Source organism: Bradyrhizobium australafricanum (genome assembly GCF_020329495.1).
Taxonomy (GTDB): domain Bacteria; phylum Pseudomonadota; class Alphaproteobacteria; order Rhizobiales; family Xanthobacteraceae; genus Bradyrhizobium; species Bradyrhizobium australafricanum.
Map to the genome: position 1 here is coordinate 88,493 of NZ_JAGKJL010000011.1, position 24,724 is coordinate 113,216.

The 24,724-nt window shown below is 64.3% G+C and carries 27 protein-coding genes and 1 pseudogene; 17 read left to right on the forward strand and 11 right to left on the reverse strand.

What is annotated here, in order from left to right:
- Positions 1 to 263 precede the first annotated feature (263 nt).
- The 7 genes from J6525_RS12530 (at position 264) to J6525_RS12565 (ending at position 3,830) form a co-directional block, all read left to right on the forward strand.
- Positions 264 to 497, forward strand: coding sequence for a hypothetical protein (locus J6525_RS12530; protein ID WP_092078020.1), 234 nt, complete (start codon positions 264 to 266; stop codon positions 495 to 497).
- Between the two features lie 108 nt (positions 498 to 605).
- On the forward strand, positions 606 to 995 hold the full coding sequence (locus J6525_RS12535) for a PRC-barrel domain-containing protein (protein WP_028340955.1): 390 nt from the start codon (positions 606 to 608) through the stop codon (positions 993 to 995).
- A 532-nt stretch (positions 996 to 1,527) separates the two neighbouring features.
- On the forward strand, positions 1,528 to 1,983 hold the full coding sequence (locus tag J6525_RS12540; protein WP_057020733.1) for an Hsp20 family protein: 456 nt from the start codon (positions 1,528 to 1,530) through the stop codon (positions 1,981 to 1,983).
- 88 nt (positions 1,984 to 2,071) lie between these two features.
- Positions 2,072 to 2,395, forward strand: a complete 324-nt coding sequence (locus J6525_RS12545; RefSeq protein ID WP_092078022.1) for a hypothetical protein — start codon at positions 2,072 to 2,074, stop codon at positions 2,393 to 2,395.
- A 9-nt stretch (positions 2,396 to 2,404) separates the two neighbouring features.
- Entirely contained in the window at positions 2,405 to 2,710 is a 306-nt protein-coding gene (locus J6525_RS12550) for a hypothetical protein (RefSeq protein WP_225644760.1), read from the forward strand.
- Positions 2,707 to 2,889, forward strand: coding sequence for a hypothetical protein (locus tag J6525_RS12555; protein WP_057020734.1), 183 nt, complete (start codon positions 2,707 to 2,709; stop codon positions 2,887 to 2,889). The genes J6525_RS12550 and J6525_RS12555 overlap by 4 nt, the downstream gene beginning before the upstream one ends.
- 767 nt (positions 2,890 to 3,656) lie before the next feature.
- Positions 3,657 to 3,830 carry a hypothetical protein gene (locus J6525_RS12565; protein WP_225644762.1) on the forward strand — a complete coding sequence of 58 codons (174 nt, stop codon included), beginning with the start codon at positions 3,657 to 3,659 and terminating at the stop codon, positions 3,828 to 3,830.
- Between the two features lie 330 nt (positions 3,831 to 4,160).
- Here the strand turns inward: J6525_RS12565 and J6525_RS12570 are convergent, their stop codons facing one another.
- The gene (locus tag J6525_RS12570; RefSeq protein WP_092078420.1) at positions 4,161 to 4,418 is read right to left on the reverse strand and encodes a DUF3551 domain-containing protein; all 258 of its coding nucleotides are present in this window, start codon (positions 4,416 to 4,418) and stop codon (positions 4,161 to 4,163) included.
- Between the two features lie 185 nt (positions 4,419 to 4,603).
- Between J6525_RS12570 and J6525_RS12575 the strand changes: the two genes are divergently transcribed.
- The gene (locus J6525_RS12575; RefSeq protein WP_141341081.1) at positions 4,604 to 4,984 is read left to right on the forward strand and encodes a hypothetical protein; all 381 of its coding nucleotides are present in this window, start codon (positions 4,604 to 4,606) and stop codon (positions 4,982 to 4,984) included.
- A 243-nt stretch (positions 4,985 to 5,227) separates the two neighbouring features.
- Here J6525_RS12575 and J6525_RS12580 read toward each other — a convergent pair whose 3' ends face one another.
- The 4 genes from J6525_RS12580 to J6525_RS12595 all read right to left on the reverse strand — a co-directional run bounded on the left by J6525_RS12580 (position 5,228) and on the right by J6525_RS12595 (position 7,548).
- On the reverse strand, positions 5,228 to 5,449 hold the full coding sequence (locus J6525_RS12580) for a hypothetical protein (protein WP_016845010.1): 222 nt from the start codon (positions 5,447 to 5,449) through the stop codon (positions 5,228 to 5,230).
- Between the two features lie 20 nt (positions 5,450 to 5,469).
- Positions 5,470 to 5,700, reverse strand: a complete 231-nt coding sequence (locus J6525_RS12585; RefSeq protein WP_016845011.1) for a hypothetical protein — start codon at positions 5,698 to 5,700, stop codon at positions 5,470 to 5,472.
- A 203-nt stretch (positions 5,701 to 5,903) separates the two neighbouring features.
- Positions 5,904 to 6,422, reverse strand: a complete 519-nt coding sequence (gene ldtR / locus J6525_RS12590) for a transcriptional regulator LdtR (protein ID WP_018271925.1) — start codon at positions 6,420 to 6,422, stop codon at positions 5,904 to 5,906.
- A gap of 664 nt (positions 6,423 to 7,086) precedes the next feature.
- Positions 7,087 to 7,548 (reverse strand): DUF6163 family protein, encoded by a 462-nt coding sequence (locus J6525_RS12595; RefSeq protein WP_016845013.1) that lies wholly within the window; start codon positions 7,546 to 7,548, stop codon positions 7,087 to 7,089.
- Between the two features lie 213 nt (positions 7,549 to 7,761).
- Between J6525_RS12595 and hemB the strand changes: the two genes are divergently transcribed.
- From hemB to J6525_RS12610, 3 genes are all read left to right on the forward strand, one after another.
- On the forward strand, positions 7,762 to 8,826 hold the full coding sequence (hemB, locus tag J6525_RS12600) for a porphobilinogen synthase (protein ID WP_092078028.1): 1,065 nt from the start codon (positions 7,762 to 7,764) through the stop codon (positions 8,824 to 8,826).
- Positions 8,827 to 9,012: 186 nt separating this feature from the next.
- Entirely contained in the window at positions 9,013 to 9,570 is a 558-nt protein-coding gene (locus tag J6525_RS12605; RefSeq protein ID WP_092078031.1) for an RDD family protein, read from the forward strand.
- 86 nt (positions 9,571 to 9,656) lie between these two features.
- A complete protein-coding gene (locus J6525_RS12610) occupies positions 9,657 to 10,433 on the forward strand; it encodes an arginyltransferase (protein ID WP_092078034.1) in 777 nt (258 codons plus the stop codon).
- Here the strand turns inward: J6525_RS12610 and J6525_RS12615 are convergent.
- Positions 10,430 to 11,803: an Nramp family divalent metal transporter gene (locus tag J6525_RS12615; RefSeq protein WP_225644764.1), complete on the reverse strand. Its 1,374-nt coding sequence runs from the start codon at positions 11,801 to 11,803 to the stop codon at positions 10,430 to 10,432. The genes J6525_RS12610 and J6525_RS12615 overlap by 4 nt on opposite strands.
- 121 nt (positions 11,804 to 11,924) lie before the next feature.
- Between J6525_RS12615 and J6525_RS12620 the strand changes: the two genes are divergently transcribed.
- The 4 genes from J6525_RS12620 (at position 11,925) to J6525_RS12635 (ending at position 16,857) form a co-directional block, all read left to right on the forward strand.
- The gene (locus J6525_RS12620; RefSeq protein ID WP_225644766.1) at positions 11,925 to 13,055 is read left to right on the forward strand and encodes a PspA/IM30 family protein; all 1,131 of its coding nucleotides are present in this window, start codon (positions 11,925 to 11,927) and stop codon (positions 13,053 to 13,055) included.
- A complete protein-coding gene (locus tag J6525_RS12625; RefSeq protein ID WP_225644767.1) occupies positions 13,052 to 13,714 on the forward strand; it encodes an OB-fold-containig protein in 663 nt (220 codons plus the stop codon). The genes J6525_RS12620 and J6525_RS12625 overlap by 4 nt, the downstream gene beginning before the upstream one ends.
- A 3-nt stretch (positions 13,715 to 13,717) precedes the next feature.
- Entirely contained in the window at positions 13,718 to 15,472 is a 1,755-nt protein-coding gene (locus tag J6525_RS12630) for a flotillin family protein (protein WP_092078048.1), read from the forward strand.
- 143 nt (positions 15,473 to 15,615) lie between these two features.
- Positions 15,616 to 16,857, forward strand: coding sequence for an MFS transporter (locus J6525_RS12635; RefSeq protein WP_035631662.1), 1,242 nt, complete (start codon positions 15,616 to 15,618; stop codon positions 16,855 to 16,857).
- 107 nt (positions 16,858 to 16,964) lie between these two features.
- Here J6525_RS12635 and J6525_RS12640 read toward each other — a convergent pair whose 3' ends face one another.
- On the reverse strand, positions 16,965 to 18,221 hold the full coding sequence (locus J6525_RS12640; RefSeq protein ID WP_050384941.1) for an adenylate/guanylate cyclase domain-containing protein: 1,257 nt from the start codon (positions 18,219 to 18,221) through the stop codon (positions 16,965 to 16,967).
- Positions 18,222 to 18,395: 174 nt separating this feature from the next.
- Between J6525_RS12640 and J6525_RS12645 the strand changes: the two genes are divergently transcribed.
- Positions 18,396 to 18,587 carry a hypothetical protein gene (locus J6525_RS12645; RefSeq protein WP_092078054.1) on the forward strand — a complete coding sequence of 64 codons (192 nt, stop codon included), beginning with the start codon at positions 18,396 to 18,398 and terminating at the stop codon, positions 18,585 to 18,587.
- Here the strand turns inward: J6525_RS12645 and J6525_RS12650 are convergent.
- A pseudogene (locus J6525_RS12650) lies at positions 18,588 to 19,467 on the reverse strand (DMT family transporter). It lies immediately after the preceding gene.
- 79 nt (positions 19,468 to 19,546) lie between these two features.
- On the opposite strand from J6525_RS12650, the gene J6525_RS12655 reads away from it, so the two are divergent.
- Complete coding sequence (locus J6525_RS12655) at positions 19,547 to 20,365, forward strand: helix-turn-helix domain-containing protein (protein ID WP_092078057.1); 819 nt, start codon at positions 19,547 to 19,549, stop codon at positions 20,363 to 20,365.
- Here J6525_RS12655 and J6525_RS12660 read toward each other — a convergent pair.
- The 3 genes from J6525_RS12660 to parC all read right to left on the reverse strand — a co-directional run bounded on the left by J6525_RS12660 (position 20,356) and on the right by parC (position 24,688).
- Positions 20,356 to 21,159, reverse strand: coding sequence for an N-acyl homoserine lactonase family protein (locus J6525_RS12660; RefSeq protein WP_092078429.1), 804 nt, complete (start codon positions 21,157 to 21,159; stop codon positions 20,356 to 20,358). The two genes, J6525_RS12655 and J6525_RS12660, sit on opposite strands and share 10 nt — an antisense overlap.
- 149 nt (positions 21,160 to 21,308) lie before the next feature.
- On the reverse strand, positions 21,309 to 22,259 hold the full coding sequence (locus J6525_RS12665; protein WP_092078060.1) for a cation diffusion facilitator family transporter: 951 nt from the start codon (positions 22,257 to 22,259) through the stop codon (positions 21,309 to 21,311).
- A gap of 173 nt (positions 22,260 to 22,432) precedes the next feature.
- The gene (parC, locus tag J6525_RS12670) at positions 22,433 to 24,688 is read right to left on the reverse strand and encodes a DNA topoisomerase IV subunit A (protein WP_092078064.1); all 2,256 of its coding nucleotides are present in this window, start codon (positions 24,686 to 24,688) and stop codon (positions 22,433 to 22,435) included.
- Between the last annotated feature and the right edge of the window lie 36 nt (positions 24,689 to 24,724).

Below are 24,724 nucleotides of genomic sequence, written 5' to 3' on the forward strand. Positions count from 1 at the left end.
ATCGCCGCTCGGACAGCGCGGTCCCTTCGGGTCAGGAATCGCTCGCCGATCTCGCGTCTGCGTATCCCTAGCGACCATTCGCCACAGCCTTCGGCAAGCCGGAGGGCGCGGCTAGCCAGTGCTGCAAATCGCCGCACCATCTCCGATCATTTTTCGCTTGCTTTGATTCGGAGCGCCTCGCCAACGCAAGCCTGTCCTAGGAACCTTCGCCATTTTCTCCCGTTCCACCTCCGCCGATTGGTACGGCTATTGGAGGAGAGAACATGAAGTTTAAGACCATTGTCGCGGCATCTTTGCTTGCCGCTTTCGTCACGCCGGCATTTGCAGCGGATGAATTCTACGTCGTGCAGGACGTGAAGACGAAGAAGTGCACGATCGTCGACAAGAAGCCGGTCGACACGACGACCACCGTCGTCAGCCCGTCGGGCACTGTCTACAAGACGCGCTCCGAGGCCGAGACCGGCATGAAGAGCGTCAAGGTCTGCACCTCGAACTAGAAGGCGATCGCATGCCAGTCATCATTCTCTGGGCTGTGCCGGCGATCATCGTCATCGGCGGCGGCATCTACCTGATCGGCCATATGCACTGAAGCAAGGAGACCTCTCATGAAGAAGTTGGCTATCGGCTGCATCATGGCTGCGGCGTTCGCTACCGCCGCGCATGCAGCAACCACCATGCCCGCCGCGCCGGCGGACAGTTCGACCATCACCAACTACTACAAGCAGAATGTCTACGACCCGAAGGAATCCAAGATCGGGACGATCGACGACGTGCTTGTCGACAAGTCCGGCAAGGTGACCGGTCTCGTCGTCGGTGTCGGCGGCTTCCTCGGCGCCGGCGAGAAGGACGTGATCGTGCCATTCACGGCCGTCAAGTCTCAAAAGAAGGACGACAAGTGGTGGCTTACGCTCGACGAGACCAAGGACAGCCTGAAGGCCGCGCCCGGTTTCAAATACGATCGCGCCAGCACGACGTGGAAGCCGGAGAACAAGTAACACCGACGTCCCGTCTGCTCACTGAGGGCAGACGGGACGCTGCGGCAGATCACTCACTTGATGGTGGCGCGGTCGAAGCTCGCCCGATACGCATCAGGTAACGCGCCAAACCACGAAATGGCCCCAGCACCTTTGGGGGCCTGGAGGCCGGTGCTGGGGCCGTTTGCCTGATCCGGGGCTGAGCTATTGGAGGCAGGCTCCCCCATCCATCAAGAACCGCGCGGTTCCAGCATTAGCTTATGTAAATCGGCGATCCGATTTTCCACGGCGATGTCCTGTCTGCAACACGCCTCCCTCGAGGCGGGCTGATCGCAGGCATTCAAACGGCGCGGCCGCAGGTGGCAGTTCTGACGCGGCAACCGCAAAAATTTTTCGGCCGGGTTCTTGACACGATTTCTCCGGTTTTTATTTTCTTCCGCGCCAGCCCCCATCGCGGAGGCTGGGGCCTGGTCGCCCCTCGGGGCCAGACGAGACGGGCACCGGTCGTGTCCGGTGCCGTTCATATCCATCTTGCTCTATGGAGGATTTGGCTATGCGCACATACGACTTCTCTCCCCTGTTCCGGTCGACCATCGGATTCGACCGGCTCTTTGATCTCGCCGAAGCAGCCCACCGGGCCGGCGAAGATCACTACCCGCCCTACAACATCGAACGGCTGTCCGAAGACAGCTATCAGATCGTGCTCGCGATCGCCGGTTTTGCGCCGGATGAGATTTCCGTCACGGCAGAGCAGAACGTTCTGACTGTCGAAGGCGTCAAGGTCGAGAAGGCCGAGCGCGAATACATCTATCAGGGCATCTCGACGCGCAGATTCAAGCGCCAGTTCAGCCTGGCCGACTACGTCGAGGTCAAGAGCGCGGCGTTCGACAACGGGCTTCTCAGGATCGAGCTGGCGCGCGAAGTGCCGGAGGCGATGAAGCCGCGACGCATCGCGATCAACGCGGCATCGAACACGGCGCCCCGACAGCTCGAAAACGTCGCCGCCTGATTGAACCGGCGAAGCCGCGTCCGACGAACAGGTCGCGGCTTCGTCTTCTCACTCTTCTCAGCAACTCGTCTTTCGAACGGAGGTATCCATGCGGCCGACGACCGCGCCTGCTCATAACGTTATTGGCTTTCATCTGCCGATTGGCGATCACCACCAATATGAGGTCCCGCACGATGTGGTGCGGGATTCTCGCCTGAGCCTGGCCGAGAAACGCGCTCTCCTGGCATCCTGGGCCTCGGACGCCAGCGCTGTAGCGTCCAATCCCGCTTTGCGCGCACCCAAGGGGCTCAAAGCGCCCGTTCCTGTCAGCGACATCCTCGAAGCGCTTCGCGCGCTCGACAGCGATCCGCACCATCCGCCAGGCGGCCGGCCTGCCCGCCTGCGCTCCGTCGACCGCTGCCTGGCTGCATAGGAGCGCGAGATGACAGACATCAGGCTACCGAAGCACGTCATCGACCGCCTCGAGGGACGCTGGCGGTCAAGATTTGGACAGGCAAGGCGCCGGAGCTCAGAACTGTTCGACCACCGGCTTGAACAGTTGCGCGCTCATCGCAACAATATTCATCGGTATCGGCGATTGCTGCAGACCCAGCTCTCCGACCTCGAGCGCGAATTCATCGAAAGACGGCTGTCCGAAGAAACCACGGCAATGCAAGGCCTCGCGGCCGACATTCCATCCCTTCCCTCCTCGTTCGATCGCGCAGCTTGCGAGGAGATCACGCCATGAATGGGCTGCAACAACTGCTCATAAGAGGCAGCGAAAAAGTCATCGGTCACTATCAATTCCTGCTGGATAGCGCGACCTCGGAACAAGAGCGCGAACGCTATCGACGGAGGATCGAGGAAGAACGCCGGATACTAGGCCGGTTGCTCGACGATTCCGATCGGTCGTCACGCGCGGCGTGAGCGATTCATGGCGGCGGGAGAGCAAATCCGCTCGTGATGCCCGCCGCTCGCCTCGCGCGAAGGCCGCAAAGCCACCCGCGTGCCTTCGAACCATCAAAGGACGCGTCCGTTATCCGGAGGCTTGGTACGCATCCGGGAGACGTTGCCTTATGTATCTGATCTACTATTTCGCTGTCTTCCTCGCTGTGACCGGCGCAATCTTTGGCTCATTGGTCACGCTGGAGAAGATCTTTCATTCCATGGGTTCCGCCTAACGATCCCGATCGAAGGTCTCGGATCGGAGCCCTGGTTCGGAATTTCACCCTAGCAAAAGCCAGGCCATGGAGGCGATGAGAGCCACAAGCGACACGGTCGCAGCGCTGACAAAGGCAATCTCCACACCGTCGATATGGTGGTGGTTTGTATGCATTGAGCGTCCTCCTAGATGGGTGCCCGCGGACCTTGAGACAGTAGCCACGCCGCCAAATTGGCGGTGGTTTCGTCATGCCGCGCCTGCCTCAACAGGGTCTCTCGCTCTCGACAGGGAGGAAGGTTCTTGGCCCGTTGACGTAGCCGTTCGGCTTCTTGGGCAAGGCGTTTTTCAAGAGGGAAAATCTGCCTAACCCGGCGTCGTCGCTTCATGGCTCCTCTCTCCAACGCTGACGTTTGGCTGCCCCAAAAGCAAAGTCAAAAAGCCCGGGAAGCCTAAAAAGTTCCTGCCAGCTTCGCGTCAATGAGATCAGACGGATGGAACCGGCGAAACGGCATGGACGTTACAGGGCATGGGCATGGCCAAGGACCTGAAGAAACAGGCCAAGACCGCCGAGCAGGCGGCGGTGCGGACGGCTGACGAATTCGCGGCCGAGCAAATGAAGAGCCTCGCCCAAGCGTTCCGGGCTCAGGCCGAGGTCGTCAAGCGAAACAAGAAAAAGAAGAAAGATGAGCTTCACCGTAAAGGCTAGGTGCAAGTTTGGAGAGATCGTGCACCGTCGTGGCACGGCCGAAGCAGCTCTACGCAAGGCAAAAGAGCTTTCACGGTCGCAGTGTTACGACATCCACATCGTGACACCTGAAGGCCGAGACTACGACTCGTCCGAGTTTGGGGATCTTCCCCGCACGCCACTGGCTGTGCGCGTTGCTCAGAAAGGCCACACCTATCCATAGGGCAGGAGAGGTTCCATAGGGCAGGAGAGGTTTCAAAACGGCAGGCTCAAAAAGCGGCCCCGGCTAACCGCATCACCCTTAGGGTGCGCCCTTCCCCAACCGCCTCGCGCGCGCCATCGGCGCGACAATCAATAGCGGTCGCGATATCCCCGCCGCTGCTGACCATATGCGGCACGAGGATTGATCCCGCAGGTCACGTTCCTTCCGGAAGCTGACGCGAGACACTGGGCGCGGGTTTGGTACATGCAATCGCCGGGATAGCCGACGCCGCGCCCCTGCACGCACCAGCGATAATCCCGGGCGCTGGCTGGGCTCACACTTGCCAGTCCTGCAACGCCGAACGCCAGGACGAACGCCAGGACAGCGAATAGGACGGTTGTGCGCATGATCGGCTCCTCGCAAGCAATCGAGGACCAACGGAGCAGCAAGATTAGCGTTCCCTTCGATAGTGGCCGGCCGGTTAGCAAGATCGCCAGCCGCAGCCGGAGCGGCCGCGCCGAGCGCGAGCGCAGGAACCATGCTCCGTTGGGTCGGTTGTCGGAAACCATCCATCCCACACAAGTCAATCGGCATGCCGTCACGACTGCTTTGGTTTTTAGGGTTTCCGGTTCTGGTTGTTCTGGGTGGTTGCGGCGATCAACTCGAGTGCGATTCAATCGAAACCCGGAAGGCCGTGCTCCAGACCATCTCCAACGATCACCGCAATCCGCTTGTCAATTTCGCCGCCAGGGAATCGACGGCGAAGCCCACTGCGGAAAACGCAAATCCACAATACCTCCTCGGTGAAAAGATCGTCACGACCTCGGCAAGTGAGGACAAGCGAACATTGCAATGCAGCGGCGGCATCTCGGTCTCTGTGGGCGACATCAAGGCTTCCAAGGAAGTCGAATTCACCGTGCAGAAATCGAGCGACGGAAAGTTGGCGGTTTCGGTTGCTCCATTTCAGTTTTGAGTTGCGACAAACTGAGTGCCGTCCTGGCGAAAGCCAGGACCCATTACCCCAAATCTCTGTTGTTGCGCGACGCTGGGGCCGCGATCCCGATCATCGCCAAATGCGGTGGTTATAGGTCCTGGCTTTCGCCAGGACGACGATCGTGCGTGAGGAACCCGCACAGTCACCGCGTCGTTGCGAGCAATCGGCGCCGAGGAAGCCTTGCCGACGACGCAGAATCGGACCGCGAAACCAGGCCCGCCGCTACAGCCCGGTATACCCGGCCTTCACGTGGTCGGTGCTACCGTCGAGCTGGCGCAGATAGGTCAGCCCGCACACCGTCAACCGATGCGGATCGCGCTCGCCGGCGTCGAACAGCGTCTGCACGTACTCTGTCACCTTCGCCCGCGCTTCATCGCTTGCAGCGGGCGTGCGGTTGAGCAGCAGATCATACGTCTGCATGATCCGATCGATAGCGGCTTCCATTGAAGTCTCCGGGTTGACGCTCAGGCGACCACCAGCGTCTCGGCCTCGAACTTCGCGATCGCCTTGTTGGCGAGGCGGAGGCGATTCATCTCACCACGCTGGAACAGCTTCACGATGATGCCGAGCAGGCGCTCATTGGTGGCGAAATTGTCGGGAATGGCGCCGGATTTGCGCAGATAGTTCGAGGCGATCGCGTAGGCGTCACCGACGACCTCGACATTCAGCACCTCAATCCCGCGTTCGAGCAACATATCCCTGCCTCTCCGTTGGCTAACGGATAAGCCGCAGGGAACGCCTTGGTTCCTCGCCGGGGCCCATTTATTTTCGCAGGTGCAGCATGAAAAACGCATCGGCCGGGCATGACCGATGCGTTGACTGGAGCAAGGCTGGACTGAAGGAAGGCTGCCGGTCTTCTCGCGCGGCCGGCTTGGCCATCAGGCGAAAACAGGAAGGCTCAGAGGCGATACAGGATCTGGTCGGTCCAGAAGCGCTCGAGGCGATGCAGCGACTTGTTGAGGCTCGCGAACTCCTCGTTCGAGATGCCGCCGACCTGCTCCACCGTCTTGACGTGCTTCTGATAGAGCGCATCGACGATCTTGCGGACTTCCTGGCCCTGCGGGGTCAGACGGATGCGGACCGAGCGACGATCGACGCGCGAGCGCTGATGATCGAGGAAGCCGAGCTCGACGAGCTTCTTCAGATTGTAGGAGACGTTGGAGCCGAGATAGTAGCCGCGGGTGCGCAGCTCGCCGGCGGTCAACTCCTTGTCGCCGATGTTGTACAGGAGCAGCGCCTGCACCGAGTTGATGTCGGCGCGGCCACGACGATCGAATTCGTCCTTGATGACGTCGAGGAGCCGGCGATGCAGCCGCTCCACCAAAGTCAGGGCTTCGAGATAGAGCGGCTGCACCGGAGCTTGACCGGTAGCGCGATCGGCGGCATCCGCCGCCGTTGTCGCAACGGCTTTCATCATGACACTTCCCCTGTTTGTCGTTTTTATCGACTTTGTTCGACGAAACTTGTGTCCCGCCTGATAGGTCCAACGTAAGGGGGCCGTTTGAATATCCGCTTAAATAAGAGAATAAAGAGATCATGAATTTAAGACAGTGAATCGTGGATTAAGCCCATGGATCAAAGGCTTTTCGCAACTTTTCATTGACGGTGGCGGCCCCTTGTTCACGCTTCGTCTGCCTGCCCTGTCACATTCGGAAACAGCATCGTCTGAATTCGAAACGGTGGCGTAACGGGTATGAGGGAACCCTTTACGGTGACCGATTGGTTACCGGAAAATTCTTTGAAAATTTTATCGGAGTGCAGCGGCGGGACGTGCACGCGATGCGCGCAAGCGGTGCAGATCTGTTGCGGAGAGCAAGACCGGTTCCGCCGTCGGCCCGCGCAAAGCCGGCCGGCACACGCGCCGAGGTCCGGTGAAATGGGCCCCGACGGCAGGTCCCGTAGAGACGGTCCCGCAAGGGAGTGTCTCAAACGGATGCGATCTGTCGGCACCCACCTATCAGAACCAGCAGAGCTGTCTTCTCGTTGCGCGCACGGCTGGCAAATATTGCCGGCCGCGGCCGGCTATTCGTGGCGCTGTCGCCACGGGGCAACAGTGCATCAGGCCATCGCTGCACGCGGGCCTATGGCGGGCGTTCGCGCGCCGACATCCAAGCCAGCGCGAGATAAGCGGCGAGCATCAGCGCCTCGAGCCCGACCACGGTGAGACTGCCGCCATAGATGCCGGGAAACATCAGCTCGATGACCGCCATCGACACCACGGTGGTCAGCCACACCACGGCGCCCCAGGGCGTCGCGAGCCAGAGCCCAACGGCGGCGACCAGCTCGATGACGGCGAAATAGATCGTGGCGGTCTGCCAGGCCATCGACTGGTTCTCGAAGGCCTCCTCCTCGCCGCCGACGAAGCCGGTTACCTGGGCCCAGTGATAGAGGCCCTTGGCGACCGAGACGACAGCCATGATGCGCAGGAAGATGACGAGGCGCCGCGTCCACGCATTGTCGTCCGGCTCGATCCGGTCGGACGAGATCGCGCTCACCGAGATGGCATTGTCCCGCGCCTGATCGCGTGCAGAGGTGTCAGACATCCGAATCGCCGCAGAGCGGCTGCAAAATGGGGTTCATGGGCGCAGTCTTGGCCCGCCGGGGACGCAAAATCAATTGCCGTTGCGGCAAATCAAGGGCGCCACGGATGCAATAGCGGCGCAATGACGGCGGCCCTGACAGGTGCTAGAACCGGACTTATATCAGGTCCAGACCTTATCAGGTCCAGAACTGCCGTCCGTCGAGGAGAAGACAACATGGCGATCAAATTCGGGCGCCCGATCGAACTGCGCGATGCGCCGCGGCGCCAGACTGACGCCCTCGCCTCCCCCTCGCTCGACCTCACGATCCGGATGCGGCGCAATCGCAAGTCGGAATGGGCCCGCCGCCTGGTGCGCGAGAACGTGCTGACCACCAACGACCTGATCTGGCCGATGTTCGTGGTCGATGGCCACAACACCCGCACGCCGGTGGCCTCGATGCCCGGCGTCGACCGGCTCACCGTCGACCAGATCGTCCGCGACGCCGAGCGCGCGGCAAAGCTCAACATCCCCTGCATCGCGCTGTTCCCGTTCACCGAGCCGTCGCTGCGCGACGAGCAGGGCTCGGAGGCGCTCAACCCCGACAATCTGGTCTGCCAGGCGGTGCGCGCGATCAAGAAGGAGTTTCCCGACATCGGCGTGCTCTGCGACGTCGCGCTCGATCCCTTCACCAGCCACGGCCATGACGGGCTGATCGAGGGCGGCAGGATCCTCAACGACGAGACCGTCGCGGTGCTGGTGAAGCAGGCGCTGACCCAGGCCGAAGCCGGCTGCGACGTGATCGCGCCGTCGGACATGATGGACGGCCGGATCGGTGCGATCCGCGAGGCGCTCGACGACAGCGGCTTCGGCGACGTGCAGATCATGTCCTATGCGGCGAAATACGCCTCCGCTTTCTACGGCCCGTTCCGCGACGCGATCGGCTCGGCCAAGACGCTGACCGGCGACAAGCGCACCTACCAGATGGACAGCGCCAATTCCGACGAGGCGCTGCGCGAGGTCGAGCTCGACATCGCCGAGGGCGCCGACATGGTGATGGTGAAGCCGGGCATGCCCTATCTCGACATCGTCCGCCGCGTGAAGGACCATTTCGCGATGCCGACCTTCGTGTACCAAGTGTCCGGCGAGTACGCGATGATCGCGGGCGCCGCCGCCAATGGCTGGATCGACGGCGAGCGCGCGATGATGGAGAGCCTGGTCGGCTTCAAGCGCGCCGGCGCCGACGGCATCCTCACCTATTTCGCGCCGAAGGCCGCCGAAAAGATCAAGACGGAGAGCTGACGGCCGCCGCCCGTTGTTGCGACAAGTGGATCGCTTCGCTCCGCTCGCAATGACGGCGCGAAGGTAGAACCGCTCGATCCAGCCCCCGAATCGCCGGATTATTTCGGCTAGTTAATGTTCGCGCAGGCTTGGCGAACGCGCCTTCTGTTCCCATGTCCTGCGCGGGACTTTCATCGGAGGTTGGTCATGTCTTACGGCAATGACGGCGGCACCTGGCGCAATGAGGCCTGGCGCAACGACGGCGGCGTGCCTCCGCATGCGTTCGACCCAATGATGCAGCCGGACCTGTTCCGCGGCGTGCTGACGCGACGTGTCTTTGCGTTCCTGATCGACCTGTTCGTGCTGTCGGTGCCGGTGATCCTGGCGGTGATTTTCATCGCGGTGTTCGGCCTCGTCACGCTCGGTCTCGGCTGGGCGTTGTTCTGGCTGGTCTCGCCGGCCTCGATCGTCTGGGCGATCGTCTATTACGGCGCCTCGATCGGCGGGCAGCACTCGGCCACCATCGGCATGCGCATGATGGATCTGGAACTGCGCACCTGGTACGGCGCGCGCGGCTATTTCGTGCTCGGCGCCACCCATGCGGTGCTGTTCTGGGTGACGATCTCGTTCCTGTCGCCGCTGGTGCTCCTGATCGGGCTGCTCAACGGCCGCCGCCGGCTGCTGCACGACATCATCCTCGGAACCGTCATTATCAACAGCTCGGTCCGGACCCCGGTCGCCCCGGCCGCGCGGACCTCCTATTAGGCCCGCCTAAACCAATTGACCGTTAGCCTCAGGGGGGCGATGCTCACTCGGCTGCCTTTATTGTTTGTGGAGCCCGACGATCTGACGTGACCCAGCATTCGCGTGATACTCCCCAGTTCTATTTGACGGCGCCGTCGCCCTGCCCGTATTTGCCGGGCCGACATGAGCGGAAGGTTTTCACGCACCTGGTCGGCGACAAAGCGGGCGATCTCAACGACTTGCTGACCCATGGCGGCTTCCGCCGCAGCCAGTCGATCGCCTACCGCCCGGCCTGCGACCAGTGCCGGGCCTGCGTCTCGGTCCGGGTGATCGCCAACGAATTCCGCCCCTCCCGCAACTTCCGCAAGGTGCTGGCGCGCAACGCCGACATCATCGGCGAGCAGCGCACCGCGGTGCCGACCTCGGAGCAATATTCGGTGTTCCGCGCCTATCTCGACCGCCGCCACCGCAACGGCGGGATGGCCGACATGACCGTGCTCGACTACGCCATGATGGTCGAGGACAGCCATGTCGAGACCCGGATCATCGAGTACCGCAAGCGCAATGCCGACAGCACCATCACCGGCCGCGGCGACGAGCTGATGGCGGTGGCGCTGACCGACGTGCTCAGCGACGGGCTGTCGATGGTTTATTCGTTCTTCGAGCCCGGGCTGGAGGCCCGCTCGCTCGGCACCTTCATGATCCTCGACCATATCGCCCGCGCCCGCCGGCAGGGCCTTCCTTACGTCTATCTCGGGTACTGGATCGAGGGCTCCAAGAAGATGGACTACAAGGGCCGCTTCCTGCCGCAGCAGCGGCTCGCGCCGTCGGGCTGGCTCCGCGTCGACGCCTCAGGCGAGGTGCTCGCCGAGCCGCAGGACTAGCTGCCGAAGAACGTATCGATCAGCAGCTTCACGTTCAGGACCACGATCAACCCGGCGACGATCCACGCCGCCACCGCGACGGGACGCGAAATCGCGAACGCGCCCATCTTGCGCTTGTCGGACACGAAGCGCACCAGCGGGATCACCGCGAACGGCAGCTGCATCGACAGCACGACCTGGCTGAACACCAGCAGCTGCGCCGTGCCGCTCTCGCCATAGAGCGCGGCGACCACGATGACCGGGACGATCGCGATGCCGCGGGTCACCAGCCGCTGCAGCCAGTCGGGGAGCCGCAGATCGAGAAAGCCCTGCATCACGATCTGGCCCGCCAGCGTCGCCGTTACCGTCGAGTTGAGGCCGGAGGCGAGCAGCGCCACGGCAAACAGCGTCGAGGCGATACCGAGGCCGAGCAGCGGCGACAGCAGCTCGAACGCCTGGTCGATCTCGGCGACGTCGGAATGGCCGCTCTTATGGAAGGTCGCGGCCGCCAGCACCAGGATCGCGGCATTGACGAACAGCGCCAGCATCAGCGCGATGGTGGAATCGGTGGTCGCCCATTTGATCGCGTCGCGCCGTCCCTCCTCGGTGCGCGGATAGGCGCGGGTCTGCACGATCGAGGAGTGCAGGTAGAGATTATGCGGCATCACGGTCGCGCCGATGATGCCGATCGCGATGTACAGCATCTCCGGATTGGTGACGATCTCGCGCGACGGCACAAAGCCGCGGATCACGGCGGCAACCGGCGGCACGGCGGCCGCGATCTGGACGACGAAGCAGACCGCGATGACGATCAAGAGCGCGATGACGAAGGCCTCGAGGAAGCGGAAGCCGCGGTTCATCAGGAGCAGCAGCAGGAACGCATCCAGCGCCGCCAGCAGCGCGCCGCCAATCAGGGGAATGCCGAACAGCAGCTTGAGCGCGATCGCGGTGCCGATCACCTCGGCGAGGTCGCAGGCGATGATCGCGGCCTCGCAGGCAAGCCAAAGCAGCAGGTTCACCGGCCGCGAATAGGTCGCGCGGCAGGCCTGGGCGAGATCGCGGTCGGTGGCGATGCCGAGCCTTGCGGCGAGCGCCTGCAGCAGGATCGCCATCAGGTTGGAGAGCAGGATGACCGACAGCAGCGTGTAGCCAAACTTCGATCCGCCCGCGAGGTCGGTGGCCCAGTTGCCGGGGTCCATATAACCGACCGAAACCAGATAGCCCGGCCCGGCGAAGGCCAGCAGTCGCCGCCACCAAAGGCCGCCTGACGGCACCGCGACGGTCGCGTTCACCTCCGGCAGGCTGCGCACATGTCCGGCATCGCCCCGCCAGCCGCCTGGCACGGCATTGGGAACGGAAACGGAAGACAGTTCAGGGGTCCGAGCATCCATCCGACAAGGATGGCCGATCTCTCCCGTTACTGCAACTCATTTGCAACTGCATCTAGGCTCACGAAAATGATACCAACCGCGCTGCTTGTAAAGCACTGAGGAAGTGCTTTACGTTAGATGCATGATCAAGCTGCCCGTCGAGACGCCCACCGCAACCCTGCGCTACGCCCTCGCCCCTGACCCTTCAGGCATCGAGGCGATCGAGGCGACCCTTGCGGCCTACGACCGGATGATGGCAATCCTCGCCGAGGTCGCCCCCGTCGGCGCCAACCTCGTCTCGCTGCACGCCCAGGCCTACGAGAAGATCCGCAAGGAGACCGGCCTGCCCGCACGGCTGGTGACGCTCGGCCTGCGCGACCGCACCAATTACATCGCAGGCGCCGCCGTCCGCCGGATACCGCTCGACGACAAGTTGTTCGCAATCAAGGGCCCAACTTCACTGACCATTAGCACTGTCAGCGGACGCGTCTTGGTGCCGTTCGATGTGCCGGGATATGTCTCGGGCTGGGAAAGCCCCTTCCCGGCGCATTTGATCTCGGATGGACGCGGCTACGAAATCCACATCGCCGTCAAATCGAAATCAGCACAACCGGAGGAGAAGACCATGCTTCACGAAGGCATCCTTGCGCGCATGGGCCGGCTTCTTGCCGCCATCGCGAGCCAGACCATCGACAATGTCGAGAACAACAACAAGGTCGCGCTGGTCAAACAGGCGATCCGCGAGATCGACGCCGGCGCCGACGAGGCGCGCTACGCGCTCGGCAAGTCGCGCGCCGAAGAATTCCGCCTGAAGAAGCGGCGCGAAGAACTGGATACCGAAACGACCAATCTGAACGAAAAGATTCGTCTCGCACTTGCGGAAAATCGCGAGGATCTCGCGCGCGCCGGCGTTGCACGGCAAATTGATCTGGAGTCGCAGGTGATCGCGCTGGAACGCGCGATGGATTTCATCGAGCTCGAAATCGACGAGCAGACCAAGGCGCTGCAGGCCATGCTCGGCGCGCGCCGCGAGGCGGAGACGCGCTTGGCCGATCTCGAACAAAGCCTGATCCGCGAGGCCCAGGACGAAACCAGCCGGGGTCCATCGACGACCAATACATTGAGTGCTGAGCGCGCCATGGCGGCGATCGCCCGGGTCACCGGCGTTCCCGCCGCCAGCGTGCTCGGCGACAAGGAGCTTGACGAACTCGATCGCCTGCATCGCGAAAAGGAAATCGCGGCGCGGCTTGAAAGGATCAAGTCAGAAAAATGAGTGCAGTTGGCGACATTCTGCTCGCCCCCGACGTGCGGCCCTTCGCGGTCGCGGCTGCGATCATGGTGGCACTTGGCGGTATCGAACTGCTCAGCACCATGGTCGGACTTTCGATCAGCGAACTCATCGGCAAGGATTTCGCGGTCGAGGCCGAGAGCCACAATGCTCTCAGTGGCCTGTTTCTCTGGATCAACGCCGGACGGCTTCCCCTCCTGATCCTGATCATCCTGATCCTCGGCATCTTCTCGATCGGAGGCTTCCTGCTTCAGGGACTGGCGCACGCCGCAGGCACCGCCATCCCGGTCTCGCTTGCCGCGGTGGTTGCTGCCGCAGGCAGCATCCCCGTGATCAGAAATACCAGCCGCGGCCTCGCCCGCATCATTCCGCGCGACGAGAGCTATGCGGTCAACGACAGCGACTTTGTCGGCAAGGTCGCAACCGTGTCGGTCGGCCCGCTCGATCAGGGCCTGCCCGGCCGGGTCCGTCTCAAGGATGTCTTCGGCAACTGGCACACCGTGTCGGCGCGTGCCAGCGCGGAGTCCGAGGTATTGCCGGTCGGCGCCAGCGTGCTGCTGGTCGATCGCGACGCCAAGGGCTTCATCGCGATTGCCGCTCCAGCCGACCTCGTCGAACAACAACGATCTTCCAACAGGGCATAACACATGTGGGAACTTGCTGTACCCGTCGTTATTGGCGTCATCGTCATCCTCGTTATCGGTCTCCTGTTCGCAAAGCTCTACAAGCGCTCGACGCGCGACGAGGCCTATGTCCGCACCGGCCTCGGCGGCCAGAAGGTGGTGCTCGACGGCGGCTCGCTCGTGCTGCCGATTTTCCACTCCACCGCCGCGGTGAACCTGAAGACGCTACGGCTCGAGGTCGCGCGCGGCGGCCCGGACTCGCTGATCACCAAGGACCGCATGCGCGTCGATATCGGCGCCGAGTTCTATCTGCGCGTCAAACCCGACTCGTCATCGATCGCGCTCGCCGCGCAGACGCTCGGCAACCGCACCAACGACGCCGCCGAGCTGCGCGAACTGGTCGAGGCCAAGTTCGTCGACGGCCTGCGCTCGGTCGCCGCGACCATGAACCTCGAGGAATTGCAGGAGCAGCGCGCCACCTTCGTCAAGGCGGTGCAGGACGCGGTCGGCGCCGACATCCAGAACAACGGTCTCGAGCTTGAATCGGTGTCGCTGACGAAGCTCGACCAGAGCGACATCAAGCACTTCAACCCGAGCAATTTCTTCGATGCGCACGGCCTCACCACGCTGACCAAGATCACCAAGGAGCGTGAGCAGGAGCGCAACCAGATCGTCCGCACCACCGAGGTCAACATCGCCCAGCAGGACCTCGTGGCGCGGCAGACCACGCTGACGATCGAAAGCACCAAGCGCGAGGCCGAGCTCGCCCAGCAGCGCGACATCGCCAACAAGACCGCCGCGATGCGCGCGCAGACGGCGCAGGTCGAACAGACCGCGCTGCAGAACGAGGCCGAATACCGCATCCAGCAGGAGCTCGCGGTCGCCAACAAACAGACCGAGGCCAACCAGGCCCGCGACACCCGCAAGATCGAGGCCGATCTCGCGGTCAAGCGACGCAACACCGAGATGGAGCGCGATCTTCAGATCGTGGCGCAGGAAAGCGCCATCGCGGTCGCGGCCAAGAGCAAGGAGCAGTCGGAGGCCCAGACCATCGCCGAGACCGCACGTGCCGTTGCGATCGCCGCCGAGGAAAAGGTCACCACCGCCCGCGCCACCGAGATCGCCGAGCGCGACAAGATCATCAACGTGATCGCGGCGCGCAAGGCGGCCGAGACCGACGCGATGCCGATCACGGTGATGGCCGAGGCGGAACGCCAGGCCGCCGCCAACAAGGCGGAAGCCACCAACGTGCTCGCCAAGGCCGATGCGGCGGCTGCCACCACCCGCGCTGCCGGCGTCAAGGCGCTCGGCCAGGCCGAAGCCGAGGTCGCGACGATGAAGGCGGAGGCGCGCAACAGACTGAGCGCCGACATGATCGCCTACGATCTCAACCTCGCGCGGATCAACGTGATCCCGAGCGCGCTCGCCGAGGCGGTGAAGCCGATCGAGAAGATTTCCGACATCCGGATCTTTGACACCGGCAGCATGCTCGGTCGCGGCGGCGCCAACGGCCACGCCAACGGCAATGGCGGCCTCGGGCTCGGCGACGGCCTCGCCGCGCAGCTGCTGTCGGTCTCCGCATTCAAGCCGATGATCGACAAGATCCTCTCGGAGGCCGGCTTCCCGGCCGGAGCCGACGCGCTCACCAGCCTGACCAGCGCGCTGGCGCAGCGCAAGGCCGAGGTCGCCGAAACACCGACGGTGGGCATCGAAAGCGCGCCAACCGCGCTGGTCGGCACCATTACGGGCCAACTGGCGCCTGCTCCCAAACCGCAGTGACGGCTTTCAGCCAAGTCTGACTCTGGAAGAGCCCGCCGATCCCCTTCGGCGGGCTTCTGCTTTTGGCGTTATCGGGAAACGGGTGGGATCGGGCCTCTTCCAACCACACACTACCGGGCAGTCGAATGATCAAGGATTCCGTCATGTCCGCCGATACGCCTCGCCTGCCGGCCACCTTCAACCGCCTGGCCTGGTCCAACCTTGCCGCGCAATCGGCCGAACAGATTGCGCTAGCGGCTGCGCCGATCGTCGCCGTGCTGCTGCTCGGCGTCGGCGAAGGCCAGACCGGCCTGTTGCAGACCGCGCTGACGCTGCCCTTCATCCTGTTTGCGATTCCCGCCGGCCTGCTCGCCGACCGCGTGTCGCGGCGCTGGGTGATGGCGGGCTCCGAAGCGCTGCGCGCGGCCGCGCTTGCCGCGATCCTGCTGCTCTTGTGGCTCGGCCTGATGACGCTGCCGCTGCTCGCTTTGCTCGGCTTCATCGCGGTCTGCGGCACGGTCGCCTACAGCGTCGCTGCGCCGGCGCTGGTCCCTTCGCTGGTGACGTCACAGCAATTGCCGGCGGCGAACGCCCGCATCGAGCTCGCGCGTACCGTCGCGTTCGCCAGCGGCCCCGCGCTCGGCGGCGTGCTGGTCGGCTGGGTCGGGGCCGCGCCCGCATTCGGCTTCGCCGCGGCATTGTCGGCGATCGCGGTCGTGCTGCTCGCCGGCATCTACGAGCCGGCGCGGCAGCCTGCCCCGCGGCGCCATCCGTTGCAGGACATCAAGGAAGGCGCGGCCTTCGTGATGCACCACGCCTTGCTGCGGCCGGTGTTCATCACCCAGTTCATCTTCAACACCGCGTCGTTCCTGCTGCTCGCCGTGTTCGTGCCCTATGCGGTGCGCCATCTCGGGCTCAGCGCCACCGGCGTCGGCACCACGCTTGCGATGTACGGCGTCGGCATGGTGGTCGGCGCGCTGTTCGCGACCCGCGTGATGAAGCGGCTGGCGTTCGGCACCGTGATCGGGCTCGGCCCGGTTACCGGCTTCGTCGCCGCAGCCGTGATGGCGCTGACGACCTGGATTGCGACGCCGCTGCTCGCGGGCCTCAGCTTCTTCCTGCTCGGCGTCGGCCCGATCCTGTGGGTGATCTCGACCACCACGCTGCGGCAGTCGGTGACGCCGCCCTCGCTGCTCGGCCGCGTCTCGGCGATCAACATCATGAGTTACGGCGCCCGCCCGCTCGGCTCCGCGCTCGGCGCCATCGTCGGCGGCCTCTACGGCGCCGAAGCCTGCCTCTATCTCGCGGCCGCGATCTTCGCCGCCCAGGCGCTGGTGATCCTGATGTCGCCCGCGGTGTCGCTGACGCGGCAGCCCGACATGGTCGGCGAACCCGCGCGGTGCTGAACGGACTCTCCACCCACGTCATTGCGAGCGAAGCGAAGCAATCCATGTCTCCACTTGCGGAGGGATGGATTGCTTCGTCGCTTCGCTCCTCGCAATGACGGGAAGGTCTAGCTCGCCAGGTACCGTTCGTATTTGCCGCCGACGACCTCGTCGGCGGCAATCGCCGGGTCCAGCGTGTAGAGATCCTGCGCATGTCCGATGCCGCGCAGCACGAAGCGGCCGGTGGAGACCAGATAGTTGCGGCCGGCGGCGTCGAGCCCGGTGCGGAAATCGGTCGAGGTCAGCAATTCCCGATCGACCGAGGCGCACATCGACGCGATCCGGCTGACCTCGTTGACGGCCGGTCCGACCACCGTGAAATCCAGCCGGTCCTCGCTGCCGATATTGCCGTAGAAGACCTGGCCGACATGGAGCCCGACATAGGCCGTGGTGGTCGGCCGGCCCTCGTTCTCGCGGCGATCGTTCAGCACGCGGATGTTATGCCGGAATCTGTGCTCGGCCCGCAGCGCGGCCCGCTTGGCGCCTGCCACGTTCTCGCCGGTGAACATCGCCAGCACGCCGTCGCCGATCAGCTTCAGCACCTCGCCGCCGGCGTCATGGATCGCGTCGATCGATGCCTGCGCATAGTCGTTGAGGAACGGAATGATCTCGTCCGGGCCGATCCGCTCGCTGATCGCGGTGGAGCCGCGCACGTCGGAGTACCACAGCACGGCCTTGATCTTCTCGGTGATGCCGCGCTGCATGCGTCCGCGCAGCACCTGCTCCGCGGTGTCACGGCCGAGATAGACCCGTCCGAGCGTGCGGGCGATCTCGACCTGCGCGGCCGACTTGATCGCGAGCCCGAGCACCGGCACCAGGTCGCGCAGCGCCGCCATGTGGTTCTCGTCGAACCCATCCGAATGGCGGGTGGTGTAGTAGGAGTAGAAGCAGTCCATCTCGCCGATCGTGCCGGCCTCGCCGAAGCGATGCACGAAGGCGGCGAAATGTTTGTGGCCCTTCTCGGCCAACTCGCCGATCATGGAGAAATCGTGCGAGGTGTCGGCGAGATCGATCACTATCTCGTCATGGCCGTTTTCGAGCATGTGATAGAAGGCCGACCGCCGCCAGGTCTGGCTGGCCTCGCCGGTGCTGGTCGAACCGTATTCGAAGATGTCGGCCTCGTTGCTCTCGCCGTCGTTCCAGCGGAAACCGCGTCCCTCGAAGATCGGATGCAGTGTATCGATGAAGACGATCGCCCGCGACAGCGGCATGCCGGCCGCCCGGCAGCGCTCGCAGAAACCGCGCAGCAGGTCGTTTTCCGGCAGGCCCGTCAGACCCTGGCGGACCAGCCAATTCATGAGGCGCAAACGGGGCGTCAGTTCCATAAGCTGGATTATGCCGGGCAATTGGTGCGGGAGGAAGGGCTGGTCGTCGCGTGACAGATGCGAACGCCAATGCGGCATTGCAAGGCCGCCCGCCTCACCATTTCGCGCGGAACACCGCCGCCGAATGGCGCCGATTCCGCTTCCTTTTGTTCGGCCGCTCGCGCACAACAGCGCATGGACAACGACGCTGGCCCGCCAAACCCGATCCGACGCCTCATGCAATGGGCGATCACCCCGCCGCAATCCTATGGGGTCTATCTTGTCGGCCTCATCCTGGTGTTCGTCCTGTCGTTCTACGCCGGCACGCTGAAGCCGACGCACTCGCCTGCCCCGCCGGCGGCCACGCCTGCCGCGCCGCGCGGCTGATCAGACCGATTTGGTTTCCGACGTCGCGATCCAGATGCCTGCAAAGACCGCGATCAGACCGACGATCAGATTGGCCGCGATCGGCTCCCCGACCAATTGCTTCGCAAGCAGCCCGGCAGCGATCGGATTGACCGTCATGGTGTTGGCGACGCGGGTCGGCGAGGCCCGCTCGAGCGCCAGCACCCACAGGATGAAAGCCAGCGCGCCGCCGGCTATGCCGAGATAGAGCCCCGCGATCCATTGCGACGTGCCGAACTCGCGCAGCGTCGCCAGGCTGCCGGTGAACGACCCCACCGCCACCAGCGCGGCCGCGCCGCGCGCCCATGCCGACGGCAAGGAAGCCGAGCGCGCTGGAGCGGCGGATGAACGGCCGCGACAGCACGTTATAGAAGGCCATGCAGAGCACCGCGGCGGCCATGATCAGTTCGCCGCGCCATGCCCCCACCGGCGCCGCCGCCAGCCCGGATGCCAGCGCCGCCGCCACGCCGAGCACCGCGATCGAAACCCCGATCGATTTGCGCATCGTCAGCGGCTCGATGCCGAGCACGGCGCCGACCACCATGGTGGAGAGCGGCAATGTCGCCAGCGCCAGGCTGGCGCGCGCCGCCGTCGTGTAGGACATCGCGAGATTATAAAGCACGAAGAACACGCCGAAGAAGGCGACGCCGAGCGCCGCGACCGCCGGCAAGTCCGCGCGCCGCGGCCACTTCGCCCCGAGCAGGACCGCGGCGGGCAGCACGCAAAGAAAGCCGATCGCCCAGCGCAGGATCGCCAGTGTGATCGGGTCGGCATTGCCCGCCAGGTAACGGGTGATCGCCGCGGCGGTGCCGCCGAGGCAGCTCGAGACCAAGGCAATCGCAACGCCGATCCACTCGCCCATCCCGATCCCCATGCGTTTCGCATTCGCTTGTGGCATGTTGCCCAGCGAGATCATTCCGGCAACTACTTCACAGGTATTCATGTCGCAGCAGCGCGATTTTGCAGCCAGCCTGCGCTGGTGGCGGCAGCGCAAGGGCCACTCGCAACTCGAGCTCGCCGGGCGCGCGGATATCTCCCAGCGCCATCTCAGCTTTCTCGAGCTCGGCCGCGCCGCACCGAGCCGCGACATGGTGATCCGGCTTGCCGCGGCGCTCGACGTGCCGTTGCGCCAGCAGAACGCGCTCTTGGTCGCGGCCGGCTTCGCGCCGGTCTGGCGGCAAACCGACCTCGCCGCGCCGGAGCTCGCCCAGATCCGCTACGCGCTCGATTTCATCCTGGCACAGCAGGAGCCCTTCCCGGCGGTCGTGGTCGACCGGCACTGGAATCTGCTGCTCGCCAATGCAGGCGCAAGCCAACTGGTGGAATTCCTGGTCGGGCCGCTGGCGCCAGGCACGGCGGTCAATCTCGCCGACGCACTGGTCGCGCCCGGCGTATTGCGCCCCTATCTCACCAACTGGACCGAGGTTGCCGGCTACTTCGTGCGCAGCGTCGAGGCCGATGCCGCCGCCGACGGCACCACCGCGACGGCGGAATTGCTCAAGCGCCTGCTGGCCTATGACGGTGTCGAGGCAGCGTTGGCCGCGCCTGCGGGGCCCACATCGGGGCCAGTGCTGCCGATGCTATTCCGCAAGGGCGACGTCAGCCTGCAATTGTTCACCACGATCGCGACGCTGGGAACGCCGCAGGACGTCACGCTGCAGGAGCTGCGCATCGAAAGCTTCTTTCCGATGGACGAGGAGACCGCGCAGATTTTTCGAAACTGGTCGAAAGCGAATACCGCCAAGGCGGCTCAGTCGTAGAACTCCGGCGACATTTTCAGCCCGTCGCGCTGCGCCTTGTCGTGGTTGATCCAGAGCTGCGCCTTGTCTTTCATCAGCGTGTCGGCGATCTTCTGCATCGAGGCCAGCGTCTGCTCCTTGCTGGCGTTCATGCTCGGCGCGCGCCGATTGTCCCAATTATCCCTGAAGTGAACGGCATCGCCGGTCAGCACGATCGCACCTGTCTTCGGCAGCTTCACCAGCAGCGACTGGTGACCGGGCGTATGGCCCGGCGTCGACAGGATGGTGACGCTGCCGTCGCCGAACACGTCGCGGTCGCCTTCGAGCTTGGTCACGGGATGCTCGGGCTTGAAGCGCGGCGCGTTGTTGGCGCCGGGCCATTCATATTCCGCCTTCTGCACATACAGCATCGCGGCCGGGAACAGCTCGACATTGCCGATGTGATCGGGATGGGTGTGCGACACGGCGATCGCCTTGATGTCGGACGGCTTGACGCCGAGCTGCTCGAGCTGCGCGGCGAGTGTCTTCGGCCGCCGCCAGGTGACCGCCTTCGGGTCGGCAGGCGCAAGGCCGTTCGGCATTGCCGCCACCGCGTCGGGAATCCCGGTATCCCACAGGAACCAGCCCTGGGCATGCTTGATCAGGTAGCAATTGTCGACGAAGTCCATCGACTTGCCTTCATTGACGCCGGGCGACCAGCGTGAAATGTCGCCGGCAACGCCTTCGCCGCAGTTGAGGATGTAGAGCTTCTCGACGCCTGATTTCGCCGGCTCGGCGTCCGCATGCGGCAGCGCGCCCACGGCGAAGAACAACATTGCAAGACCGATTGCCTTCTTCACGTCGCCCTCCGTTGATTACGCCAGCCATTCGCGCGGTCGCAATGTGCCGTGTCGTCGCCGCCCGTGGAAGACGTGGACATGGGTCGATCGATCAATTGAATGCGAGTGCGTGGCGGCCGCGTCGGCTAGACCATTTCCGCCGGCGCCAGCCGGCAGGTCTCGCTGCTGATCTCGACCTGCAGCGTCGCGTGGTGGATGCTGAACCGCTCCGAGAGCTCGGCGCAGACGTGATGCAGGAAGACATCGTCGTGTCCGCCGGGCCGCACCAGATGCGCGGTCAGCGCGGTCTCGCTGGTGCTCATCGCCCAGATGTGCAGGTCGTGCACCTCGGTGACGCCTTCGAGCGCGGCGAGATAGTCCCTCACCTCTTTGAGATCGATCCCCCTCGGCACCGCGTCGAGCGCGAGGTTGACGCTGTCGCGCGCGAGCTCCCAGCCGCTCAGCAGCACCACCACGGCGATCACCAGGCTGATCGCGGGATCCAGCCACTGCCAGCCGGTCGCCATGATCAGTAGCGCGGCGATCACGACGCCGAGCGAGACGCCGGCATCCGCCGCCATGTGCAGATAGGCGCCGCGGACATTGAGGTCGCTGTCGCGGCCGCGCATGAACAGCAGCGCGGTGCCGCCATTGATCAGGATGCCGAGCGCCGCGACCCAGACCACGGTCCAGCTTGCGACCTCGGCCGGCTCGCGCAAGCGGTTGATCGCCTCGACCGCGATGCCGCCGACCGCGATCAGGAGCAACCCGGCATTGAACAGCGCCGCCAGGATCGAGGCGCGACGGTAGCCATAGGTGTGGGTATCGGTCGGCCGCCTGCCGGCGAGCCATGCCCCGCCCCAGGCCAGCAGCAGCGCGATGACGTCGGAGAGATTGTGAATCGCGTCGGAGACCAGTGCCAGCGAGTTGGCGGAATAGCCGAAGATCAGCTCCGCGACGACGAAGGCGGTGTTCAGCGACGCGCCGACCGCAAACGCCGTGCCGAAACTGTCGGGCGCGTGGCTGTGCCCCGCATGGGAATGCCCGGCATGTCCGTGAGAATGACCGCTGTGGTCGTGGTCGTGATTGTGCGCCATGGCAACCGTCGCCCGATGTCGTCGGCGACGGTTATAGCGCGTTGAAATGTGGATACTATCACACCGCGCAAGTTAACCGCGTAGCCCGGATGGAGCGAAGCGCAACCCGGGATCGTTGCCAAACGCGAAAGCGGCCCCGGATTTCGCTGCGCTCCATCCGGGCTACAACACCGCTACTCCACGCCGCGATTGAACTTGTTCGACTTCGGCAGGCCGTGGGCGAGCCGGCCGGCGTCGGCGCGGTTGCCGCGCCAGTCGGCCAGTTCCTTCATGGTCATGCTGTGCTCGCGGCCGGCGGAATCCTTCCAGGTCAGGCCGGCCTTGGCGTCGAACACCGCAACGTCAGACAGCGACGCGCTGGTGTATTTCTGGAGGCGCACGCCGCGGCCGCGCGCCATCTCCGGCACCTGGTCGAGACCGAACAGCACCATCTTGTGGTTGGTGCCGATCACCGCGACGGTGTCGCCGTTCACGGTCGTGATCGCGCGGGCCTCGTTCGGCATTTCGACGTTGAGCACCTGCTTGCCCTTGCGGGTGTTGCCGACGCAGTCCTCTTCCTTGACGACAAAACCCTGACCCTCGCTGCTCGCGATCAGGAACTTGCGCTCGCCCTTGTTGACGAACAGCGAGATGATCGCGGCATCCTGCTCGAGGTCGATGAACATGCGGATCGGCTCGCCATGGCCGCGGCCGCCCGGCAGTTTTGCCACGTCGAGCGAGTAGAACTTGCCGTTGGTCGCGAACAGCAGCAGCTTCGAGGTGGTCTCGGCAAAGAACGAATGCTCGAGCTTGTCGTCGGTCTTGAAGGCAAGCCCCGAGAGATCCTCGACATGGCCCTTCAGCGTCCGCACCCAGCCCTTCTCTGATATCACGACGGTGCACGGCTCGCGCTCGACCAGCGCCTCCTCGATCGCGGCGAGGTCATGCTCGGGCGCATCGGCGAAGGTGGTGCGGCGCTTGCCGAGCGGCGTCTTCGGCCCGAAGATATCGCGGACTTTGCGCACCTGATCGCTGACCTTGGCCCATTGCTCCGTCTCGGAACCGAGCAGGCCCTCGATGCCCTTCAGCTCCTTGCGAAGATCCTTGTCCTCGGTGCGGATCTCCATCTCCTCCAGGCGGCGCAAATTGCGCAGGCGCATGTTGAGGATGGCGTCGGCCTGGATCTCTGTGAGCTTGAAGGTCTTCATCAAGACCGGCTTCGGCTCGTCCTCGGTCCGGATGATCTTGATCACCTTGTCGAGGTTCAGATAGGCGACGAGGTGGCCGCCCAGCACTTCCAGGCGGTGCTCGATCTGGGTCTTGCGGAATTTGGTCCGCCGGACCAGCACGTCGCGCAGATGGTCGAGCCATTCACGCAGGCACTCGGCAAGGCCGACCACCTTGGGGATGCGGCCCTTGATCAGCACGTTGAGGTTCAGCGAGATCTTGCTTTCCAGCTCGGTCAGCCGGAACAGCGACTCCATCATCAGCGCCGGATCGACCGTGCGCGATTTCGGCTCGATCACGAGCCGGACGTCCTCGGCCGACTCGTCACGGACGTCGGCGACCAGCGGCAGCTTCTTCTCGTTGATGAGTTCGGCGATCTTCTCGACGATCCGCGACTTCTGCACCAGCCACGGAATCTCGGTGACGACGACCACCCAGGTGCCGCGGGCGCCCTCCTCCTGGGTCCAGCGCGAACGGGTGCGGAACGAGCCGCGCCCCGTGGTGTAGGCCTCGACGATCGCTTCCTTGGAATCGACCACGATGCCGCCGGTCGGGAAGTCCGGGCCCTTGACCCATTTCAGCAGCGCCTTCGACTTGGCGTCGGGCTTCTCGATCAGATGCAGCGCGGCGTCGCAGAGCTCGGCGGCGTTGTGCGGCGGGATCGAGGTCGCCATGCCGACCGCGATGCCCTGCGCGCCGTTGGCGAGCAGGTTCGGGAAGCCGCCGGGCAGCACGACAGGCTCTTTCGACTGGCCGTCGTAGTTGAGACGAAACTCGACGCCGTCCTCGTCGATGCCTTCGAGCAAGAGGCGCGCGACCTCGGTCATGCGCGCTTCGGTGTAGCGGTAGGCGGCCGGGTTATCGCCGTCGATATTGCCGAAATTGCCCTGGCCGTCGACCAGCGGGTAGCGCGACGAGAAATCCTGCGCCAGGCGCACCATGGCATCATAGATCGCCTGGTCGCCATGCGGATGGAACGAGCCCATCACGTCGCCGACGATCTTGGCCGACTTCTTGAACGCGGCGCGCGGGTCGAGCCCGAGCAGGTCCATGCCGTAGAGGATGCGCCGGTGCACCGGCTTCAGCCCGTCGCGGGCGTCCGGCAGCGCGCGGTGCATGATGGTCGAGAGCGCATAGGCGAGATAGCGCTCCTCGAGCGCATCACGCAGCGGCACCTCGTGAATTTCGGCCGGCTCTTCCGGCGGTATCTGTCGTTTTCCCATGGGGAGGCGTTAAACCTTGGCGCTGAATCGGGCAAG

Excerpts from the sequence above, each read along its gene's own strand:
- J6525_RS12580 (WP_016845010.1), bottom strand. The coding sequence starts at position 5,449 with ATGGAAGCCGCTATCGATCGGATCATGCAGACGTATGATCTGCTGCTC.
- J6525_RS12645 (WP_092078054.1), top strand. The coding sequence starts at position 18,396 with ATGGACAACGACGCTGGCCCGCCAAACCCGATCCGACGCCTCATGCAA.
- J6525_RS12595 (WP_016845013.1), bottom strand. The coding sequence starts at position 7,548 with ATGTCTGACACCTCTGCACGCGATCAGGCGCGGGACAATGCCATCTCG.
- J6525_RS12605 (WP_092078031.1), top strand. The coding sequence starts at position 9,013 with ATGTCTTACGGCAATGACGGCGGCACCTGGCGCAATGAGGCCTGGCGC.
- J6525_RS12585 (WP_016845011.1), bottom strand. The coding sequence starts at position 5,700 with ATGTTGCTCGAACGCGGGATTGAGGTGCTGAATGTCGAGGTCGTCGGT.
- J6525_RS12575 (WP_141341081.1), top strand. The coding sequence starts at position 4,604 with ATGCCGTCACGACTGCTTTGGTTTTTAGGGTTTCCGGTTCTGGTTGTT.
- J6525_RS12640 (WP_050384941.1), bottom strand. The coding sequence starts at position 18,221 with ATGGAACTGACGCCCCGTTTGCGCCTCATGAATTGGCTGGTCCGCCAG.
- J6525_RS12620 (WP_225644766.1), top strand. The coding sequence starts at position 11,925 with ATGATCAAGCTGCCCGTCGAGACGCCCACCGCAACCCTGCGCTACGCC.
- J6525_RS12550 (WP_225644760.1), top strand. The coding sequence starts at position 2,405 with ATGACAGACATCAGGCTACCGAAGCACGTCATCGACCGCCTCGAGGGA.
- J6525_RS12625 (WP_225644767.1), top strand. The coding sequence starts at position 13,052 with ATGAGTGCAGTTGGCGACATTCTGCTCGCCCCCGACGTGCGGCCCTTC.
- J6525_RS12535 (WP_028340955.1), top strand. The coding sequence starts at position 606 with ATGAAGAAGTTGGCTATCGGCTGCATCATGGCTGCGGCGTTCGCTACC.
- J6525_RS12655 (WP_092078057.1), top strand. The coding sequence starts at position 19,547 with ATGTCGCAGCAGCGCGATTTTGCAGCCAGCCTGCGCTGGTGGCGGCAG.
- J6525_RS12565 (WP_225644762.1), top strand. The coding sequence starts at position 3,657 with ATGGCCAAGGACCTGAAGAAACAGGCCAAGACCGCCGAGCAGGCGGCG.
- J6525_RS12665 (WP_092078060.1), bottom strand. The coding sequence starts at position 22,259 with ATGGCGCACAATCACGACCACGACCACAGCGGTCATTCTCACGGACAT.
- ldtR (WP_018271925.1), bottom strand. The coding sequence starts at position 6,422 with ATGATGAAAGCCGTTGCGACAACGGCGGCGGATGCCGCCGATCGCGCT.
- J6525_RS12530 (WP_092078020.1), top strand. The coding sequence starts at position 264 with ATGAAGTTTAAGACCATTGTCGCGGCATCTTTGCTTGCCGCTTTCGTC.
- J6525_RS12555 (WP_057020734.1), top strand. The coding sequence starts at position 2,707 with ATGAATGGGCTGCAACAACTGCTCATAAGAGGCAGCGAAAAAGTCATC.
- J6525_RS12630 (WP_092078048.1), top strand. The coding sequence starts at position 13,718 with ATGTGGGAACTTGCTGTACCCGTCGTTATTGGCGTCATCGTCATCCTC.
- J6525_RS12540 (WP_057020733.1), top strand. The coding sequence starts at position 1,528 with ATGCGCACATACGACTTCTCTCCCCTGTTCCGGTCGACCATCGGATTC.
- J6525_RS12660 (WP_092078429.1), bottom strand. The coding sequence starts at position 21,159 with ATGTTGTTCTTCGCCGTGGGCGCGCTGCCGCATGCGGACGCCGAGCCG.
- J6525_RS12615 (WP_225644764.1), bottom strand. The coding sequence starts at position 11,803 with ATGGATGCTCGGACCCCTGAACTGTCTTCCGTTTCCGTTCCCAATGCC.
- J6525_RS12570 (WP_092078420.1), bottom strand. The coding sequence starts at position 4,418 with ATGCGCACAACCGTCCTATTCGCTGTCCTGGCGTTCGTCCTGGCGTTC.
- parC (WP_092078064.1), bottom strand. The coding sequence starts at position 24,688 with ATGGGAAAACGACAGATACCGCCGGAAGAGCCGGCCGAAATTCACGAG.
- J6525_RS12545 (WP_092078022.1), top strand. The coding sequence starts at position 2,072 with ATGCGGCCGACGACCGCGCCTGCTCATAACGTTATTGGCTTTCATCTG.
- J6525_RS12635 (WP_035631662.1), top strand. The coding sequence starts at position 15,616 with ATGTCCGCCGATACGCCTCGCCTGCCGGCCACCTTCAACCGCCTGGCC.
- hemB (WP_092078028.1), top strand. The coding sequence starts at position 7,762 with ATGGCGATCAAATTCGGGCGCCCGATCGAACTGCGCGATGCGCCGCGG.